The sequence below is a fragment of the Treponema phagedenis genome (assembly GCF_008153345.1).
Taxonomy (GTDB): Bacteria; Spirochaetota; Spirochaetia; order Treponematales; family Treponemataceae; genus Treponema; species Treponema phagedenis.
On the sequence record NZ_CP042818.1, the window covers coordinates 297,537 to 316,273 of the forward strand.

An 18,737-nucleotide genomic window follows, 5' to 3' on the forward strand; every position below is an offset into this window, starting at 1 on the left:
CAAGGTGTACCGCTTCCGTTCCGGCCGGAAAACGCACACCTCACCGGCAGTAAGCCGTTTTACTGATTTTCTTCGTCAAGAATTTCCTGTGCCGTTGCTTTCAGTGTTGCGAGTGCCTTTTCAGGGCTGACACCGGCCAGCATCACAGACTCTACCGCCGAGCGGATTGCCATCTGCAATTCCGCACTGTTTGCTCCGTAGTAAACCATATGCGATCTATGCATATCATTGATAAATACATCGGAATAGGGCATGTTTTTAAGTGTTTCCGATTCGAGCAGAGTCTTAGTCGGCTGCATTAAGCTACCACCCTCCGTTAAATATTCTTGTTCATGGCTTAGCAAAAAGCCTAAGAATTTCCAAGCAGCCTCTTGATTCGCAGCTTCTATGTCGCCGTTTACCATGAGGAATTGTCCGTAATAGCACGAAGCAACATTATTGAGTGCATGTTCAAATACGGGAAACGGTATAACCATCCAGTCGTTGCTGTTATAAAATTCCGGATTATCGGCCTTAATACGAGCTTCCTGATACAAACCGCTGTGGGTCATCGCGATTTCATTATTATCGTTATCGAAAATTTTACGTGCATTTTTATAAGTGGGGGAACCGAGGTTTTTTCCTGAAGGCCCCCATTGCTGCATAAAGGTTAATAATTGCCTCCATGCCGCATCACCGATAATTGCCGTTTTACCGTCATCACTGATCAACTTGCCTCCAAGCTGTTCTACCATTGGTACGACTGCAACTAAATAAAACGGATACCGGAAATCAAATCCTCGGCGCGTAATAATATCCCCGTCTCGAAGTACAATCCGTTCCGACACGTGCATCATATCTTCCCATGTTTTAGGGTAGTCTTTTTCGGGATCTAAACCGGCATCGCGGAAAATCCGTTTATTAATATAGATACACCAGTTTACCACTTCCAGCGGTAAAGCATAAATATTTCCATCTTTAGAAACAGAATCTAAAATATCCAAATCATACGCATCATATACCGCTTGTAAATCTTTATAACCTGCTGCTTGAGGATTCATCGGGGCAACTCGGTTATTCGCAATATACGCGTAACCGTTTTCAATCGGTTGAGTAAAAATATCCGGGCCGCTGTTTGCAGCAAATGCCGTTTGGATTAATTCAATCAGTTTATCGGAACTATGCGTAGTCCGTACAATTTTTATATCCGGATTCTGTGCTTCAAACTCAGTGATAAGCCGTTCCTCAAGTTTATTCCGTGTAGGATCTTCATGCGTCCAATAATTTAACGTAATAGTCTTCTTTTCCGCTGCTTTAGTGCAAGAAGTAAAATATAATCCGGCAGCGGATATAACCGCTAAGACAACTATTGCGTCCCTTATGTTTATCAGTATTTTTTTAGTCACTTGTATGTGCCTCTCTTTACTGATTTTCTTCGTCAAGAATTTCCTGTGCCGTTGCTTTCAGTGTTGCAAGGGCCTTTTCAGGGCTGACACCGGCCAGCATCACAGACTCTACCGCCGAGCGGATTGCCGTCTGCAATTCTGCACTGTTTGCTCCGTAGTAAACCATGTGTGCCTTATTCATGTCGTTGATAAAGACATCGGAATAGGGCATATCCTTTAAGGTTTGAGAATTAATCAAGGCCTTTGTCGGCTGAATGATATTGCCGCCTTCTTTCAGATAGGCTTCGCCGTGCTTGAGTAAATGACCGATGAGCTTCCATGCAGCCTGCTGCTTGGCTTTTGAAATGTCGTTATTAACCATTAAGAAGTGGCCGTAGTAGCAAGCAGGAACTTGCTTAACGGCTTTTTCAAAGGTGGGGAAAGGAACAACCATCCACTCGTTGCTATTAAAAAAGTCGGGATTGTCTTTTCTAATACGCCCCTGCTGATACAGCCCCGTCGTTGCCATAGCAATATCATTATTATCCTTATTAAATAAATTACGGGCGTTTTTATACGTCGGCGAACCGAGATTTTTTCCTGTCGGCCCCCACTGCTGCATAAAGGTTAAAAACTGTATCCATGCCTCATCGCCGACGATAGCGGTTTTTCCGTCATCGCTGATCAATTTTCCGCCGAGCTGTTCTACCATCGGCACAAAAGCCACAAGGTAATACGGATACCGGAAGTCAAAACCGCGCCGTACCAGAATATCTCCTTCCCGTACTACCAATTTTTCCGAAACGTTCACCATTTCTTCCCAGGTTTTAGGATAGTCTTTTTCGGGGTCTAAGCCTGCATCGCGGAAAATTTTCTTGTTGATATAAATACACCAGTTGGTAATTTCGAGCGGTAAGCCGTATAATTTTCCGTCTTTTGTTACCGCATTGAGAATTTCCGGTAAATAACTGTCATAAATGCTCTGTAAATCGGAAAAACCTGCCGCTTGCGGGTCTACCGGTGCCACTCTGCCGTTTGCAATGTATGAATATTCATCTTCAATCGAAAGATTGAAAATATCCGGGCCTTGATTGGCGGCAAAAGCGGTTTGTACCAGCTCAATCATTTTTGCTGCCCCTTGCGTTGTCCTGACAACCTTGATATTCGGGTTATTTTGTTCAAATTCCGCAATCAGTTTTGTTTCAAGCTCAGTACGCGCCGGATCCTCGTGCGTCCAGTAGTTGAGCGTAATTTGTTCCGCTTCCGCTGATTTTTCTTTTGTACACGAAATACAAAAGAGCGTGCACAGTGCGGCAGCAGCAATCAACAGCTTTTTGTTCATATCATACCTCCAAAAGACTATTTAGGCATCTTTGCAATCCGGTTTTATTGGGCACCTCTAAAAACCTATTTTTTAGTGTACCTATTTATTATTTTAGTAGCTTTTTTATAAATTGTCTAGTGTAAAACTTGGATTCTTTATCTTAGTTCTCTTACTTTTCCATTTTATTACCTATATGCTCTCTCATTTTACTTCTTTAGATAGCAATATCGGCATAAGTTGTATGTTAAGTTCATCATTATTATCGAAAATGTTGCACGAGCTAGTCCTATCGTTCTTACATAGATACCTTTCATTGAGTTTGTCATAAAGCCAAATACATGTTCAACTCTTGCCCGTATTTTTGATTTTTTTCTGTTACCGATTTTTTGTTTTTTAGTAAGAGGTTTCCCTCTTGCTCCTCTTTCACAAATTTGTCCTTCTATCCCTTTCGCTTTTAAAATCCCCTCTATTTCTTCTCCTATATAGGCACTATCTGCGTATAATCTTTCATCTTTCCTTTCAACTAAATTTTTTAACTCTCTACTATCATGAACATTGGCTGCTGTTACCGTTGCTTTCAATATAAGCTTACTTTTTTTATCTATTTTTATATGATCTTTATAACCGTAATAATTACGTTTATGCTTCTTTGTCCACCTCGCATCACAGTCTTTTTGCGATAATTTTGCCTTATTTTGTTTTTCTTGCCATTGTTCAGGAATTTTTCCGTTTTTGATTTGTTCATTTTCATCTTTGCTGTTATGCTGTATCGGTGCTTCTACTATTGTCGCATCTATTATCGTTCCCTCTTTTCCTATTAAGTTATTTTTAGCTAATTCTTTTCCAAACTTTTCAAATAATTTTTTTGATACTCTCGCTTCAATGAGTTTTTCTTTAAAAAGCCATATTGTTTTTGCATCGGGTACTTTATCTTTTAATTCCAATCCTAAAAATCTCATAAAGGATAGCCGATCGTTTATTTGATATTCCGTTTGGTCATCACTTATGTTGTATAATTTTTGTAAAATTATTATTTTAAACATCATTACATAATCGTATGCAGGTCTTCCGCCTAAACCTTTTGGCTCTTTAGTTAATGCTTTTTTTAATAGGGGCTTGAATATTTCCCAATTTATTTTTTCGTTTAATTTTTCAAGACTATCTCCTAGCTTACTTAATACTCTTAAACGATCTTCTTCATCAAATAATCCTTTTTGTTTCATACCTCATTTTATCATCTTTTTAATCTTTTTTAAAGGGGGTTTTTAGAGGTGCCCTTAAGATGATACACCGCATTTTTTTTGTTTGTCAAAGAAAAAATATCTTCTGTTAATATTCCATGTCAAAACCAAACCTATGAGTTTAAAAACTTCTATTTATAGAAGTGTGGTAGTTTTTAAACTCACTTTTGTATGGAACCACATAACAGTAAGTTATTTACAGAACCTTATACTGATACTAAAAATCGCTTTTAATGTATCATACGAGTATTCAATATTTTTTAATTCATAAATAAAAAAACTCCACCCTTCAATTGAAGGGTGGAGTTTTTTTTAAGCGAAATTAGTTAATTGGTAAAAATCGCTACTCTCTCGTTACTTTTAAATTTTCTAGTTTAAGGTCTCCATAACCGTATACCTTAAACACAAGTGTAACAGTATTTTCACCTTCATTCAAGGTTTCAGGTTCTTGGGTAATAAAAACTGTATCCATATTTATTTCAACACCGTCATACTTAAGATCATCGACTAAGGCTTGGTCAATCGTTTCTACATCATTAGGAACAGTTATTTCATACTCTGAAGCATTAGAACCGGTTATTGTACCGCTCGCTAGTGTAAATGTAACCTTATCAGCTGCCGGAGCTTCTTTGCTTCTAATAATTTTTACTGTTACCTTTTCACCAGCATCGCAATAAGGAACATTTAACGGTATTTTAACAATCTTCTCAGCTCCGGGAGCGTCAAGCGTTACTTTGTATTTGTCTCCAGTAGGTATGGGCATCGAAATCGGTGTTTTACCTATCAAAGCTCCCGGTTCAACAAAAATGTTTTCGAGTATGTCTGCCAAGGCTACTTGGGTCGTTGCAATTGGAACGTAGATATTCACTTCTTCGTCCAATTTCGCAGCAGTAGTATAAGGAAACTTATCTATGCCATCTTTAGGATTAGGTGTCCAGTTTTTGATGACCGAATTCCTATGCGCTATTATATCTATCGTAAGCGGTTTATATCCGGATCCGGGCTTTGTTAATTTAATTTTGAATTCGTTCGAGTTCGGAGTTGTGACATTAGCCTCTCCAGTATATGCTTCTACTAAGCTCGCTTCCGTTACAGGGTTTCCATTCGAATCAACAATTTCTACCGTAACATTCGAATCCTGATTGCCGGTTGCATCGTAGTATTTAATGATATCGCTTGTAAGTTTCTCAACAGAATTTTTAACAGATCCTTTATACTTACCCTCGCCATATTTTTCAAAAACGGAGCCATCAGAACCTGTTTCAATTTTTAATTCTTTAGGCTCAGGAAGTACTTCAACAGCTTTTCTTGTAATCTTTATTTCTTTTACAAGCTTTACATCACCTTTTGTTAAGGTAACTGTAACAGTTTTGACACCTTCTGTAAGTGCCCCGGAAGGATTATAAGTTACTGTAGCCCCCTTAACGCTTTCAGGAAGCTTTGAGGTATTATCAATATCATTTGTAACTTCAATAGCAAAATCATTGCCTACTTTTGCAACATTCTTATCACCAACTTTTAAATCGGTAACGGAAAAGTTTGCTCTTGTTACGGTTACATCTTTTGTTATGGTTTTACCGTCTTTTGTTACAGCAATTTTAACAGTATTTTCACCGACAGTTAACGATTTCTCACCGCCTTCAATTGCTACTGTTGCACCTTCAGTATGAATAACATCGGTGTTGGCTATGCGCTCTACAGAACCGTCAACCGCTACAACTAATTTACCGTCTTTTTCTACTACAGGCTGTCCGTCAACTGTTAATTTTAAGTGCTCAGCAGATGATTCAGCTGCTTTTCTTGTAATCTTTACTTCTTTTACAAGCTTTACATCACCTTTTGTTAAGGTAACTGTAACAGTATTGACACCTTCTGTAAGTTCGCCGGAAGGATTATAAGTTACTGTTGCACCGTCAACGGTTGTAGGAAGCTTTGAGGTATTATCAATATCATTTGTAACTTCAATAGCAAAATCATTGCCCACTTTTGCAACATTCTTATCACCAACTTTTAAATCGGTAACGGAAAAGTCTGCTCTTGTTACGGTTACTTCTTTTGTTATAACTACGCCATTTTCATCTTTGAGTGCAATTGTAACCTTGTTCGCTCCGCGGTTAAGATTTTCCGGGCTAATAGATACAACTTCTGTAGCACCTTCCGGCAGCGTAATTATATTCTTACTAATAGCATTAACGGAGCCGTCAAGTGTTACAACTAGTTTGTCGGCTTTTTCTGTCAGACTTGTACCGTCAATTTTTGTGGCAAGAAAGTCAAATTTTGCCTTCGATACAATTATATCCTTTGTTACGATTACGGTTTTTGTTTTATCGGTTAATGTTACCGTAACAGTATTCTGCCCGTCTGTTAATTCAGTAACGCCTTCGGGGAATTCAATTGTTACATCCCATTCAGGATCTGTACATTCAATCAAAGCTTTAAGCTTGGTAAGATCGGTAACGTTCTTTTCTACCGATGTATTTAACTGCCCATCTTTTTTCTCAAGCTTGTGCCATCAATTGTTAAATCTGCAAACTTAACAGAAGCTTTTGTTACAGTTATTTCTTTTTCAAGAGCTTTATAATCATTGCCTTTGGTAAGTTTAACTTTAACTGTTGTTTTTCCGTTACTATCAAAGGTTGCCCCTTCAAGAATTTCTACTGTAACATCGGGATCAGGGTTGCCATACTTATCAAAAAATTTAATATTTTCAGGCGAAATACTATCAATGCCACCTTCAACCGTTACAACCACATTTCCTTCAAGAGGCTTTTTCTCTCCACCATCAACAGAAACCTCACCCTTTTTAAAGTCGCCGGTTACGTGCACTATTATTTCTTTTTCAAAAATTGCATTGTTGTCTTTAAATGTGATTTTGACGCTATTATCGCCGGCTTTAAGCTTATCGCCGCCATCAACGCCTATTACTTCAACACCTTCTCCGGCGGTAATCATATCTTTTGTAATTCTTTCAATGGCATCTTTTTCTTCATCAATTTCAACCTTTAAGTTGCCGTTTTTATCTTTTGTTACGCCCGAGCCGCTAATTTTTACATCGGTAAATTTAACCGCACTCTTGGTTACTGTAATGTCTTGTTCAATAGCTTTATAACCCTCTTTTTCAAACTTAATTTTTACTGTGTTTTTACCGGGTTTAAGCGGGTTGTACTGCCCCCCATTTTTTGGACACGAAAGTTATTTTTTTTAAGCAACCTGCGTTCTAAAATCAACAGGTGACTTCCAACCCAATTTTTTTTGAATTCTTTCATTGTTAAAGAATTCAATGTACTTACCTATAAGTTCTTCCATCTGTTTATAAGTGAGTAATCCATTTTCCAATGTATCATAATAACCACTTTCACATTTAATGGTTCCAAAAAAGTTTTCTATGCAGGCGTTATCCCAACAGTTTCCACGCCGGCTCATACTTTGTATCATCCCAAGCTCAGTCAGTTTTTCTCGGTACGCATGTGATGTATACGTTCCTCCTTGATCGCTATGTAGCAGGACTCCTTCAAGACTATATTTTTCGGCTCGGTGCGTAACGGTGTCAACGGCAAGTTTCGCATCCACATGCCGTGAACACGCATAGGCAACTATCTCTCGATTATATAAATCCAATATCGGACTTAAATATAACCAGCCGTCTTTTACTTTAAAATATGATATGTCCGTAACCAGCTTGCTTAAAAATGTTGTTGCGACAAACTCTCGGTTAAGAATATTTGACGGAAGATTTTTTCGTTCTTGTTTTTTCTCATCACATTACTCCTTCTGCAAAATTGCATCCTTACGTTTTTAAGGAAAAATTTTGCAATAAAATCGTTTTGTTATTTTGCCAAAAGGCAAAACCGCTATTCTTAAAGCCATGACGCTTTGTAAGAATCCTTCCATAAAATATAAAAAGCAATGAGCGCTTTTATAAAACTTTTTAAAATTAAAACTTGCAATACTGTTAACTCGAAGATGCATCAATGATAAAAGTCGGTGTTACTATGTTTTGGTAAAAAACCTCTAAAATAATTTTTATACCAAAAAAGATTGTTATGTATATTGCATATATAAGATGCTCAAAAATAATGAAACAGTAAATAGAAAAGTCTTCATGCCCACGACAAGAGCATGAAAATTTTTCTATTGTGCAGCGGGAGATCAGCCGATGAGAAGCCTTCGAAAGAATTTTTAAAAAAAGGGGAGAATAGTGAAAAGCTGCCGAGCTCTTGCCAATATCTCAGCAAATATAAAGAGGAAATAATTAAAGAGCCTGACAAAGCATTACAGACTAATAAAACAATTTTATTACAGCAAACTTAAGTGTTTTTGCGGAGATTCATAATTTTTGTTGCAATAATCCTTTTTAAGGTGTGAAGTTTGACAGAACGGGGATAAGGATTGAGCGGATTCCTTCTATAAACATTTGTACTGAAAGCATCAAAAGGAGCATTCCCATGAGGCGTTCCAATGCAGAGATACCGCGTTCTTTAAGCAGTTTATATAAATAAGGCGCTGATAAAAGTATAGCACAGGAAATAAACCATGCAACCACTAAGGAGATAAAAAGCATAAGGCGGCTAATGCTTCCGGATTCGGTCATAACGACCAGCGTTGCCAAAACGGAAGGACCGGCAGTCAATGGGATTGCAATGGGCACAATAAAAGGTTCCCCGTCTATCGCATATAGCGGCGCATTATGATCGGGAAATATCATTCTAATGCCGATAACAAAAAAAATAACTCCACCGGCTATTCTGATTGCATCGGTTTCCAGATGGAAAAGCATCAAAAAAGCTCTTCCGAAAAAAAGAAAGAGTATCATTAAAATGAGTCCCACAAGCATTTCGCGCAAAATTATTTTGCTATGCCGCTCTCGCGGGGTGCTGCGCAATACCGAAAGCAAGACAGGAATATTCCCTATCGGGTCGATAACAAAAATTAAAATAACCGCCGTTGACCAAATCTGCATCCACACTGTCATAAGCAAAGAGTATAATAAAAAAGAGAAATTTTCAATAAGCGGTTTGACATGTTTTTAGGGTTCACGCAGGAATGGAGGTTGCGCCCCTAAACCCGCCGATTTTTATTTGTTGTCGGCACAGGACGCTTTGACGTGTTTCAGTGTTTCCCATTATATTCGGTTTTATTAAAACCGCATCAAGTTATCAAAAAGTCGCTAGCTTATTTTGATTTCTGAATTATAAAGTCTACTATTTTTTGTAAAATAAGAGCGAATGAATATGTGCAATTTAATGGCATATTTCAGCAAGTCAAAGAGTTTTCCGCTTGAGCTGCATAGTTTTTTCCTGTATACTTCAAAATATGATACAACTGGCAGTAAAATTTTTTGTTGGCATTTTAATAGGCATTGGAAATGTTATACCCGGTGTATCCGGCGGTACCATTGCGGTTATTTTTAATGTATATGCATTGATGGTTGCGTTAACTTCTATTTCGATAAAAGAAATAAAAGCGCAGTGGAGAGAAATGCTTGCGCTTGTACTGGGAATAGGTACCGGTGTTTTAGTTTTTGCAAAAGTCATTGAAGCTTTATATCGATATTATCCCATATACACCAATTTCTTTTTTGTCGGAATAATTTTAGGCAGCATTCCGTTTATTTACATAAAAACAAAAGACGGCGCTCAGAAGGAAAGCCTAACTTTGCAGAAAATACTGTGGATTGCCGTGGGAGCGGGAATCATGCTTGCAATTTTCTTTTTGAAAAATTATGTAGCAGTCGTACGCACTGCGGCGGTAACAAGCCTTTCCGCATCGGTTTTTCTGTGGCTTTTTGCAATGGGCTTTATCGGCGCCTTGGCAATGATTATTCCCGGCATTTCAGGCTCCTTTATTCTTTTAGTTTTGGGCGCGTACCAAACAGTTATTCAAGCGGTTTCGTCTTTTAATATCCCCTTGCTTATTCCGATTGGATTCGGCGTACTTGCGGGGCTTGTCGGAACTTCAAGAGTAATAGATTTTTTACTTAAACGTTTTCCAGTGCAAATGTATTCATTCATACTCGGGTTGGTTGCCGCTTCTATTCTCCCGATATTTCCGCGCATTTGCCAACCCATTTCTCAACGGCTTATTTCCGTTGTGGCTATTTTGGCGGGCTATGCCCTTATCTCAATATTTAGTAGACTTAATAATGAAGAGGATGTCTAATATAGCGTTTTGTAATTAACTTCCCTGTTATACAAATCGGGGTATCAACAATAAGTGACTACGGATTTCAAGCATTCCTATGGTAAATTGCCCACCGTTGTCAAACTCCAAACGATGTTTTAAAGCAAGACTATTTACAAAGCTTTTAAAACTCGCAGGTTTGGTTTTGACAAGGACGTCAAAAATCAGAACCGCCACGGATGGCGGTGGTTCCACGCAGAAATGAGTTTTAAAACTACCTCTTTTTTATGATAGGAGTTTTTAAACTCATAGGTTAGTTTTTGACATGGACGTCAAAAACTAACCGTTGTGTCGTGGTTAATTTTAAAACGGTATTGACAGAACACACAGGATAGACTACTTTTTACTATAATATATCTGTATAATGTAAATGAGCAAAAATCACATGGTTAAAAATTGAGTGATCAATTCGATAGTTTCTGCTATTACAGATAACACCATTGCATGGCTATATTTTGATGAAGGGAGACGAGTATGATACAAAAAAAATCAGAACGGCTTGATATGATACGCCATAGTACTGCCCACGTTATGGCAGCGGCGGTAACAAAGCTTTTTAAGGGAACGAAGGTTGCAATCGGGCCGGCGATTGATTACGGTTTTTATTATGATTTTGAGCTGCCTCGTCCGATTACCGATGAGGATTTGCTGCACATAGAAAAAGAAATGCGTAAGATCGTAAACGGAAATCATGATTTTACAAAAGAGGTGGTCACAAGGGATGCGGCTCTTGCATTGTTTAAAGATCAGCCTTTTAAGACAGAACTTATCAATGAGCTTCCCGCCGATGAGGAAATCAGTATTTATCGATCCGGCGATTTTGTTGACCTCTGCCGCGGGCCTCATGTGCAAAACACAAAAGAAATAAATGCGCAAAGTTTTAAGCTTACCAAAATCGCCGGAGCATATTGGCGCGGCGATGAAAAGCGCCCGATGCTTACCCGCATTTACGGTACCGCATGGGAAAAGCCTGCCGACTTAAAAGAGTATCTTGCTATGCTTGAAGACGCGGAAAAGCGCGACCATCGTAAGCTGGGAAAATCCTTGGGACTCTTTCATCTTGATGAAGAAAATCCGGGGCAGATTTTTTGGCATCCGAACGGGTGGGCTCTGTATTTATTGGTGCAAAACTATGTGCGGGAAAAAATAAAGGCTGACGGCTATCTTGAGGTAAAAACTCCTTTTGTCATGCCGCAAAGTCTTTGGGAGCGCTCGGGACACTGGGCAAAGTATCGAGAAAACATGTTTATCACCGAAAGTGAAAAACGTCTTTTTGCACTGAAGCCGATGAATTGCCCCGGCCATATTGAAATCTTCAAGCAGGGAATTAAAAGTTACCGCGACCTTCCCCTGCGTTTAGCGGAATTCGGTTCATGCACAAGAAATGAGCCTTCGGGTTCTTTGCACGGAATTTTGCGGGTGCGCGGTTTTGTGCAGGACGATGCGCATATCTTTTGTACTGAAGCGCAGATTTCTTCAGAAGTTAAAAAGTTTTGTGCTCTTTTAAAGAATATGTACGCCGACTTCGGTTTTGCCGAAGACAGTATTTTGGTAAAGTTTTCCACGCGGCCTGAGAAACGGGTTGGCGATGATGCGACTTGGGATAGGGCGGAAAAAGCCCTTGCCGATGCGTGTAAAGACGCCGGCTTGGAATACGAGGTTGCCGAAGGAGAAGGCGCATTTTACGGGCCGAAGCTTGAGTTCACCCTGATTGATTCGCTTGGACGAGAGTGGCAGTGCGGCACGATACAGGTTGATTACCAGCTGCCTTCAAAAGAGCGGCTTAATGCGGAGTATATCGGCGAAGATAACCAAAAGCATAATCCGGTTATGCTGCACCGCGCGGCGCTTGGCTCCCTTGAGCGTTTTATCGGCATTCTTATTGAGCATTATGCGGGGGCATTTCCCCCATGGCTTTCTCCGTTGCAGGCGGTGGTTATTCCGGTGGCGCCTACCTTTAACGATTATGCGGAAAAAACGGCAAAAGATTTGGCAGCGCAAGGCCTGCGCGTAAAAGCGGATATTGACACCGACAGAATGAATGCAAAAATCAGAAAATATCAGGAGCAGCGCATTCCGTATCAGCTTATTGTCGGTGAAAAAGAAGCTGCAAACGGAAGCCTTGCCGTGCGTATTCATCACGGCGATCAAAAGACAATGACGACAGAAGCTTTTGTAAACTTTATAAAAGAGAAAATCGCAACACATGCAATAACGGCAATGTAAGCTTTCGTATTAAAGCTTGCAAGAAACGGTAAAAAAAACGGGCGGGTTAAAAATACCCGCCCGTTTTTTTTACAAGGGCTCAGACTCTTTTTGCATGGTTTTTTCAAGAATTGCAAAAGCCGCTTGCCGCGCCTTTTGCAAAAGTGTGTAATCCCGCATCGGGTCTGCAAGATTAAATCCGAGATAGCCGGATTGCTCAATCCCGCCGATGTCACCCGGGCCGCGCAGCTTTAAATCTTCTTCGGCAATTACAAAACCGTCCGTAGTTTCTTTCATAATACTCAAGCGGGTTTTGCCGTCGTTTGTAATATTTTTTCCGTACATTAAAAAACAATAGGCCTGCTCTCCGCCGCGCCCAACCCGCCCGCGCAACTGGTGCAAGGCGGAAAGCCCGAACCGCTCGGAATGTTCAATCACCATGCACGTTGCATTCGGCACATCAACGCCTACCTCAATAACGCTTGTTGCCGCAAGAATATGGATTTTCCCCGCCTTAAACTCTTCCATTATTTCCTTCTGCTCATTTTCCGGTATTTTGGAATGAATGAGGGCAACTTTATGGCGGGGAAAACCTTGCTGCAAATACTGATACATTTGCTCGGCTGATTTTAGCGAAAGGCTTTCCGAATCTTCAATCAACGGGTAGACAAAGTACGCCTGCCTTCCCGCCGCAATTTCTTTGCCGATAAACGTATAAACCTTTTCCGCCTTTGCTTGGGAGGCAACATAGGTGATAACCGGCTTCCGCCCTTCCGGCATTGTTTTAATAACCGAGATATCCAAGTCGCCGAAAACCGAAAGCGCCAATGTTCGCGGAATAGGAGTTGCACTCATCATAAGAAAATGCGGAGGCTTTTTTTCTTTGCTTCCCTCAACACCTTTTTGAATAATTGCGGAACGCTGCAATACGCCGAACCTGTGCTGCTCATCAACAACCGCAAGCCGGAGATTTTTATAGCTCACCCCTGAGGAAAAAAGCGCATGAGTGCCGAGCACTAAGTCAATAGAACCGTCGGCAAGGGCTGCAAGCAAATGGCTTCTTCCCTTTGCCTTTCCGGTTAAAAAAGCAAGACGCACCCCAAGCGGCTCCAGAAGTTTTGCCGCATTTTCCGCATGCTGGCGTGCAAGAAGTTCTGTCGGTGCTAAAAAGGCTGCCTGCCCGCCCTTTTCAATCACATTCAGGCAGGCAAGAAAAGCGGTCAGCGTTTTTCCCGAACCAACATCGCCTTGAATAAGTCGCGCCATCGGCTCGGTTCCCTCAAGGTCTTCATTTACTTCCGCTGTAACGGTACGCTGATCTGCGGTAAGCGCAAACGGAAGCCGTTTCAGCAATTGCTGCTGCAACTGCGTTAAAACCGGCTGACGCGGCTTGGAAGAGGCAAACTCGGATTCCGTCTCTGAAAAATACGGTAGTTTGCCCCGCCGTTGAATAGAGCGTTTCCCAAGCTCTGTTTGAAAAATGAAAAACTCTTCAAAAATAAGTGCGTGGCGGGCTTGTTCCGTTTCCTGTACTGTTTGCGGACTGTGCATAAAAAAAAGAATTTGCTGCTTTGTCGGCAGCCCGTACTTTTCCATCACTTCGGCAGGCAACTCGGAATCGATGCCACGCGCATACTGCCGCAATGCGGTTTGAATAAGCTTCCGCAGTTTTGCTTGCCCCAAGCCATGCGTCAGCGGATATACGGGCAAAATCTTTTGCTCCGCCGATTCCGGTTTTTCAATTTCAAATGCGGAAGATTGCAGCTTCCCGTATTTATAATAAAAACTTCCGTAGACAACAGCCTCTGCGCCGACCGGAAAGGCATTCTCCAAAAAATTACGATTAAAACAGGCAAGCTCCGCAAAACTTCCGCACTCATCCTGAATAATCAGTTTTAAAGTTCGCATTCTTCCGAACCCGAACCACTCCTGTCCGACTACCTTCACGCGAACCTGCAACTTTTGCACCGAATCATAATCGGCAAGAAAATCCACCCTTGTGCGGTCTTCCCAAGTGCGCGGCCATAAAAGCAGAATATCGCCGACTGTTTGCACCCCGAGCCTACTAAGTTGTGTAACCGTAACCGCTCCCGCCCCCGGCAAATGAGAAACGGGAACCTGAATTTCCGCAACACGCATGCGCACACTATATCCTATTTTTTGATAAGATAAAAGACTCCATTTTGCGGCATCAACTTAGAAGGGGGCTTCTTCCCTCGTCTATTCTTTTCCTGTCCGATTTTTCATTAATAAGAGCCCGACACGGCGCAACGGCGAGTAAACTTACTATAGGAATGTTTATACAAGGGCTTTGTCAGTCCTTTAAACCCGACGGTTTATGCGTTGCATTAAGGAGACTTTGCGCTTCCGTAGCCCTGCATTAAGAGGGATGTAAATTTCAGAACTGGCACGGACGCCCGTGGTTCCAAACAGAAGCGACGTTTTAAAGCAAAGTAATTTGCAAAGCTTTAAAACTCGCAAGTTTAGTTTTTGACACGGACGTCAAAATCAGAACAATGTAAAACGATGTTTAAAAACTACCACATTGACATAAATAGGAGTTTTTAAACTCGCAGCACTGATTAATCAAGAATACTAAAAATCAGGGCGTGGCGGTGGTTCCAAGCAGAAACGATGTTTTAAAGCAAAGTAATTTGTAAAGCTTTAAAACTCGCAAGTTTAGTTTTTGACACGGACGTTAAAACTCAGAACCGCCACGGACGGCGGTGGCTCCAAACAGAAGCGACGTTTTAAAGCAAGACTGTTTGCAAAGCTTTAAAACTCGCAGGTTTCATTTTGTCACGGACGGCAAAATCAGAACGGGCACGGACGCCCGTGGTTCCAAGCAGAATTGAGTTTGAAAACTACCACAGCTATATAAACAGGAGTTTTCAAACTCATAGGTTTGGTTTTGCCACGGACGGCAAAACCAAACCGTTGTGTCGGATTGATGCGGTTCGGTACTTTCAGAAAATTTTCACTCAATATACTGCCGATTGGGCGCCTGAAAAAGCAGGGCCATCCCATGCCGAGGTTTTGTAATTCCGCCCCGTCAAATCCTTATGCGGATTAGGCGGGACGGTAATTACCATTTTTAGTGTATGTCTTTAATGTTGATTGATTTTACGTTCGGGGTTCTGCCGTCTTTTGAGCGGGGAATGGTAATTTCGCCTTTCCGTATTTTTTCAAGCACTGCTTCCCGTCCCTCGACCCTATCGTTAAATCCTATCAGCTTCCAGTTATTGTTTACTTTCGGGCTGATGTTTTTCTTTTGCTTTACATGCTGGACAATCAAATCGCGGATACGTCCTGCGTCCTGCATGGTTTCGTACGAGTCAAAATAAACATCTTCCGGTGTTGCAAGTCCGAGTTTTTGCAAAGTGCCGAAGCGATAGTTGTTTACCGCAACCTTGTAGATTTTTTTCGGATCGATCGGAGCTCCGTTTATTTTTGCATCCACGATGCGGCTGCCGGCCGGTTTTGAAATATCAATATTATAGGTAATACCGTCAAACATATCGTAGTTATATGCGCGGATATTTGGGTCAAAGGAGATGGTAACGTCGCCTTCTTTTGTGGTGTTGTAATATCGCGCAGACCATTCCATATACTTCAGCAAATTCTCTCCGCTCATGTTCACACCCATAAGGGTGTTGTTGTACTTATAGATAAAAGCGACATCTTTTTTCTTGAAGCTTCCTTTTTTCAGGTTGATATCGGCACGGAATGCGGCAACCGATGCAACGTCCGCCTTTGCGACTTTCAGCTGCACCTCATTGATAAAATCAATCAATGCGGTATCTTCCAGCTGGATGGTCGGCATGGTGGTTACCTCTTCTTTGCCGGTAATGTAATCAACCCGCTTGATAAAGTCTTCAGTAACATTTCCGATAACCGTGTTCGCATCGGCAAGAGATTCATCATGGACAAACCTGAATTCTTTTTCAAGCTCGGAATCGCTTTCGATTTTTTCGGTTTCTTTGTTTTCCGCTTTTACACTGACAACTTTCCATGTATCGTTTTGTTTTTTCACCGTTATTTCACCGACTGCCAATGCCCAGCCGTAGCATCCGGGCTCAAGCACCCATGTTTTATCGCCGTTTTTGCCGGCAACTTCCGTAACGTAGCGCGCATGCTCGTGCCCGCCGAAAATAAGATCGAATTCGGGAATTGCTTCGGCAATCGAAAAGGCACTGCCTTGCGAGCCGTACTCGGGACTGCGTCCAAGATGGAAGGCTCCGACTAAAACATCGTATTGTCCCTTTAACGAATCCACTGTTTTGCGAACTGCGGTAAGCGGCTCTTCAAAAGAAAGGCCTTTAAAGTGAGAGGGGGAAGATGCTTCCCACATAGGAATATGCGGAGGCACTAAACCGACGACAGCCACACGGACTCCTTCAATATTTAAGAGCTGATACGGAAGGACAAAACTGCTGTTATCAGCGGTGTTATAAATATTTGCGGTAACAACAGCGCCTTTAAAGTTTTTGATATTGCGCACCAAAAATTCTTTTTCAAAATTGAATTCATGGTTTCCAAGCACCCAAATGTCATAGTCCATGTAATTCATTGCCTGAATCATGGGATGGGTTTCAAGGTCATTAAACAATTCCGCACTATTATCCTGCACCGTGTCTCCGACATCCATTAAAACCATGTTCGGATATTTTGCGCGCATTTCTTTCACAATTGTGTAGGTTTTTGAATATCCGGCATCGGGGTCTTCTTCGGTAATCGCATAGTCATAGGGATATAGTCTGCCGTGCACATCGGCAGTTGCCCCGAATACTAAGCGCACTTCATCGGCACCCGCTTCGCCTTTGGTTATGAGCTTATGCTCAAGCTGCACCGTGTCAAATTGCTTGCCTTTTGCACGAGCGGTACGCCCGTCCGGCTGGATACCGGCATTTGACCCAAGACATGCTATAAATAATATAGCGGACAACAATGCTGCAAAAAATGGCAGCTTTTTTCGATGATTCATACTCTGCTCCTTAAAGATAAATTTTTTATTCGGAATTCGCATATTCCGAATAAAAAATCTTTCTGCGCTGCCTCGGTTACGGTTTTACACAGTCTCCGAAGGTAAAATCAGGGTTTTTGAACAGAAGTTTCTTCCGTCAATAAGAAAACCGCAACTGCTGCGGTAAAGGGCGCCGCCGCAATAATTCCGATACTGCCCGCCAGCCCGTGCATAAGCTCAATCACTATGAGCGGAATATTGGTAAACTGGCGGTATGACATTCCATAACCCCAAATCATCATAATAGTCGGCAAAGAGCTTCCGGTAAAGGCAAGAATAAGCGTGTTACTCATAGTTCCGGTAACATCTTTACTCACCGCAAGCCCCGACAAAAAGAGGGCTTTTTTTGATACCGACTTATCCGCCGCATAAATTTCCTGCATTGCCGAGGCAATCGACATACTTACATCCATTACCGCTCCAAGCGATGCAATTAATATAGAAGTAAACAAAAGTCCGTCCAACCGCAGCCGATAATCGCGGGCAATATTTAAAAGCTGCTCTCCGCCGCTCATGTTTATGCCGGAAAGTTGCGCCGCATAACCTGTTACAAGGGAAATAGCACCTGCAAGCCCGATCCCGAAAATAGTCCCGATAATCGCTGCGGTTGTTTTACGGGAAAACCCGCCTATCAGTAAAAAACTAACCGCCGTTATGAGCCCCGCAAGCAAAATCGAGATCGGCACCGGACTAAAACCGGCAAAAAGGCAGGGAATCAGAACAGTAACAATAACAGCGCCGGTAAAAAGAAGTGCAACAATAGAGCGAAATCCTTGCCACCGCCCCAAAAGCAACAGCAACCCGCAAAAAATTCCCGCAAGAATATATAAATATCCGTCCCGTTTTTGATTATACAGCCACACATGCTGCTTTCCGTTTTCGGTACGCACCGTAAACAGCGCCTTCATACCGGCAACAGCACGGGTATGGTGCAAACTGCTGAGCGTATTATACACCTCATGCACCTGTCCCTTATACACGCCGTCAAGCAACCGCACCTCCAGCTGTTGCGTTCCGCGAAATCTATTCTGCAATATCGGGTCGGGCGTTAAATCCTCGGAAAGCACCTTTTCCACCCTGCCCTGCACAAAATCCTGCGTAAAAATTGATGCCGGACGAATAGGCATCCACACACGAGGCATAATCAACAGCAACGCAGCGGAAATAAGAATAACCGCCGGCATAAATATTTTCCTATACATACTCAGCATCTTTTAAAGTATACACCACCTGCTTTTACCTGTCAAATAAAAAATTCGGGCGTGCCGGTTTTGCCTTACAAACCACCCCCGCAAAACTGTCGAGCTTTCCGCAACTCCACTCCGTTCCGACCAAAATTGCGGCTATTTTGGCGCCGCAATTTTGTTACAGTGCCGCTTTTGAACACCAACCTGCAGCGA

11 protein-coding genes and 1 pseudogene are annotated in these 18,737 nt (G+C 41.7%); 2 read left to right on the forward strand and 10 right to left on the reverse strand.

Features of this window, described 5'->3' with window-relative positions:
- Positions 1–59: 59 nt before the first annotated feature.
- The 7 genes and pseudogenes from FUT79_RS01345 to FUT79_RS01375 form a co-directional block, all read right to left on the reverse strand.
- Entirely contained in the window at positions 60–1,349 is a 1,290-nt protein-coding gene (locus tag FUT79_RS01345) for an ABC transporter substrate-binding protein (protein WP_425329148.1), read from the reverse strand.
- Positions 1,350–1,401: 52 nt separating this feature from the next.
- The gene (locus FUT79_RS01350; RefSeq protein ID WP_148878722.1) at positions 1,402–2,706 is read right to left on the reverse strand and encodes an ABC transporter substrate-binding protein; all 1,305 of its coding nucleotides are present in this window, start codon (positions 2,704–2,706) and stop codon (positions 1,402–1,404) included.
- A gap of 188 nt (positions 2,707–2,894) precedes the next feature.
- Positions 2,895–3,911 (reverse strand): IS5 family transposase, encoded by a 1,017-nt coding sequence (locus FUT79_RS01355; RefSeq protein ID WP_024751992.1) that lies wholly within the window; start codon positions 3,909–3,911, stop codon positions 2,895–2,897.
- Between the two features lie 361 nt (positions 3,912–4,272).
- On the reverse strand, positions 4,273–6,360 hold the full coding sequence (locus tag FUT79_RS01360) for a hypothetical protein (RefSeq protein WP_024752905.1): 2,088 nt from the start codon (positions 6,358–6,360) through the stop codon (positions 4,273–4,275).
- Positions 6,361–6,407: 47 nt separating this feature from the next.
- Entirely contained in the window at positions 6,408–6,881 is a 474-nt protein-coding gene (locus FUT79_RS01365) for a hypothetical protein (RefSeq protein WP_024752906.1), read from the reverse strand.
- 249 nt (positions 6,882–7,130) lie between these two features.
- Positions 7,131–7,667 (reverse strand): annotated as a pseudogene (locus tag FUT79_RS01370) (IS3 family transposase); the annotation flags it as partial.
- 616 nt (positions 7,668–8,283) lie between these two features.
- Entirely contained in the window at positions 8,284–8,889 is a 606-nt protein-coding gene (locus tag FUT79_RS01375; RefSeq protein ID WP_231577636.1) for a MarC family protein, read from the reverse strand.
- 353 nt (positions 8,890–9,242) lie between these two features.
- Here FUT79_RS01375 and FUT79_RS01380 point away from each other — a divergent pair, with 353 nt between their 5' ends.
- Both FUT79_RS01380 and thrS read left to right on the forward strand, forming a co-directional pair.
- Entirely contained in the window at positions 9,243–10,088 is an 846-nt protein-coding gene (locus FUT79_RS01380; RefSeq protein WP_024752909.1) for a DUF368 domain-containing protein, read from the forward strand.
- A gap of 495 nt (positions 10,089–10,583) precedes the next feature.
- Positions 10,584–12,335, forward strand: a complete 1,752-nt coding sequence (gene thrS / locus FUT79_RS01385) for a threonine--tRNA ligase (RefSeq protein WP_024752910.1) — start codon at positions 10,584–10,586, stop codon at positions 12,333–12,335.
- Positions 12,336–12,404: 69 nt separating this feature from the next.
- Here the strand turns inward: thrS and recG are convergent, their stop codons facing one another.
- The 3 genes from recG to FUT79_RS01405 form a co-directional block, all read right to left on the reverse strand.
- Entirely contained in the window at positions 12,405–14,453 is a 2,049-nt protein-coding gene (recG, locus tag FUT79_RS01390; protein WP_148889778.1) for an ATP-dependent DNA helicase RecG, read from the reverse strand.
- A 955-nt stretch (positions 14,454–15,408) separates the two neighbouring features.
- Positions 15,409–17,298: a bifunctional metallophosphatase/5'-nucleotidase gene (locus FUT79_RS01400; RefSeq protein ID WP_044634932.1), complete on the reverse strand. Its 1,890-nt coding sequence runs from the start codon at positions 17,296–17,298 to the stop codon at positions 15,409–15,411.
- A gap of 107 nt (positions 17,299–17,405) precedes the next feature.
- Complete coding sequence (locus FUT79_RS01405; protein ID WP_187426515.1) at positions 17,406–18,539, reverse strand: YibE/F family protein; 1,134 nt, start codon at positions 18,537–18,539, stop codon at positions 17,406–17,408.
- Between the last annotated feature and the right edge of the window lie 198 nt (positions 18,540–18,737).

Excerpts from the sequence above, each read along its gene's own strand:
- FUT79_RS01350 (WP_148878722.1), bottom strand. The coding sequence starts at position 2,706 with ATGAACAAAAAGCTGTTGATTGCTGCTGCCGCACTGTGCACGCTCTTT.
- FUT79_RS01355 (WP_024751992.1), bottom strand. The coding sequence starts at position 3,911 with ATGAAACAAAAAGGATTATTTGATGAAGAAGATCGTTTAAGAGTATTA.
- FUT79_RS01365 (WP_024752906.1), bottom strand. The coding sequence starts at position 6,881 with ATGATTACCGCCGGAGAAGGTGTTGAAGTAATAGGCGTTGATGGCGGC.
- FUT79_RS01375 (WP_231577636.1), bottom strand. The coding sequence starts at position 8,889 with ATGCAGATTTGGTCAACGGCGGTTATTTTAATTTTTGTTATCGACCCG.
- FUT79_RS01380 (WP_024752909.1), top strand. The coding sequence starts at position 9,243 with ATGATACAACTGGCAGTAAAATTTTTTGTTGGCATTTTAATAGGCATT.
- thrS (WP_024752910.1), top strand. The coding sequence starts at position 10,584 with ATGATACAAAAAAAATCAGAACGGCTTGATATGATACGCCATAGTACT.
- recG (WP_148889778.1), bottom strand. The coding sequence starts at position 14,453 with ATGCGTGTTGCGGAAATTCAGGTTCCCGTTTCTCATTTGCCGGGGGCG.
- FUT79_RS01400 (WP_044634932.1), bottom strand. The coding sequence starts at position 17,298 with ATGAATCATCGAAAAAAGCTGCCATTTTTTGCAGCATTGTTGTCCGCT.
- FUT79_RS01405 (WP_187426515.1), bottom strand. The coding sequence starts at position 18,539 with ATGTATAGGAAAATATTTATGCCGGCGGTTATTCTTATTTCCGCTGCG.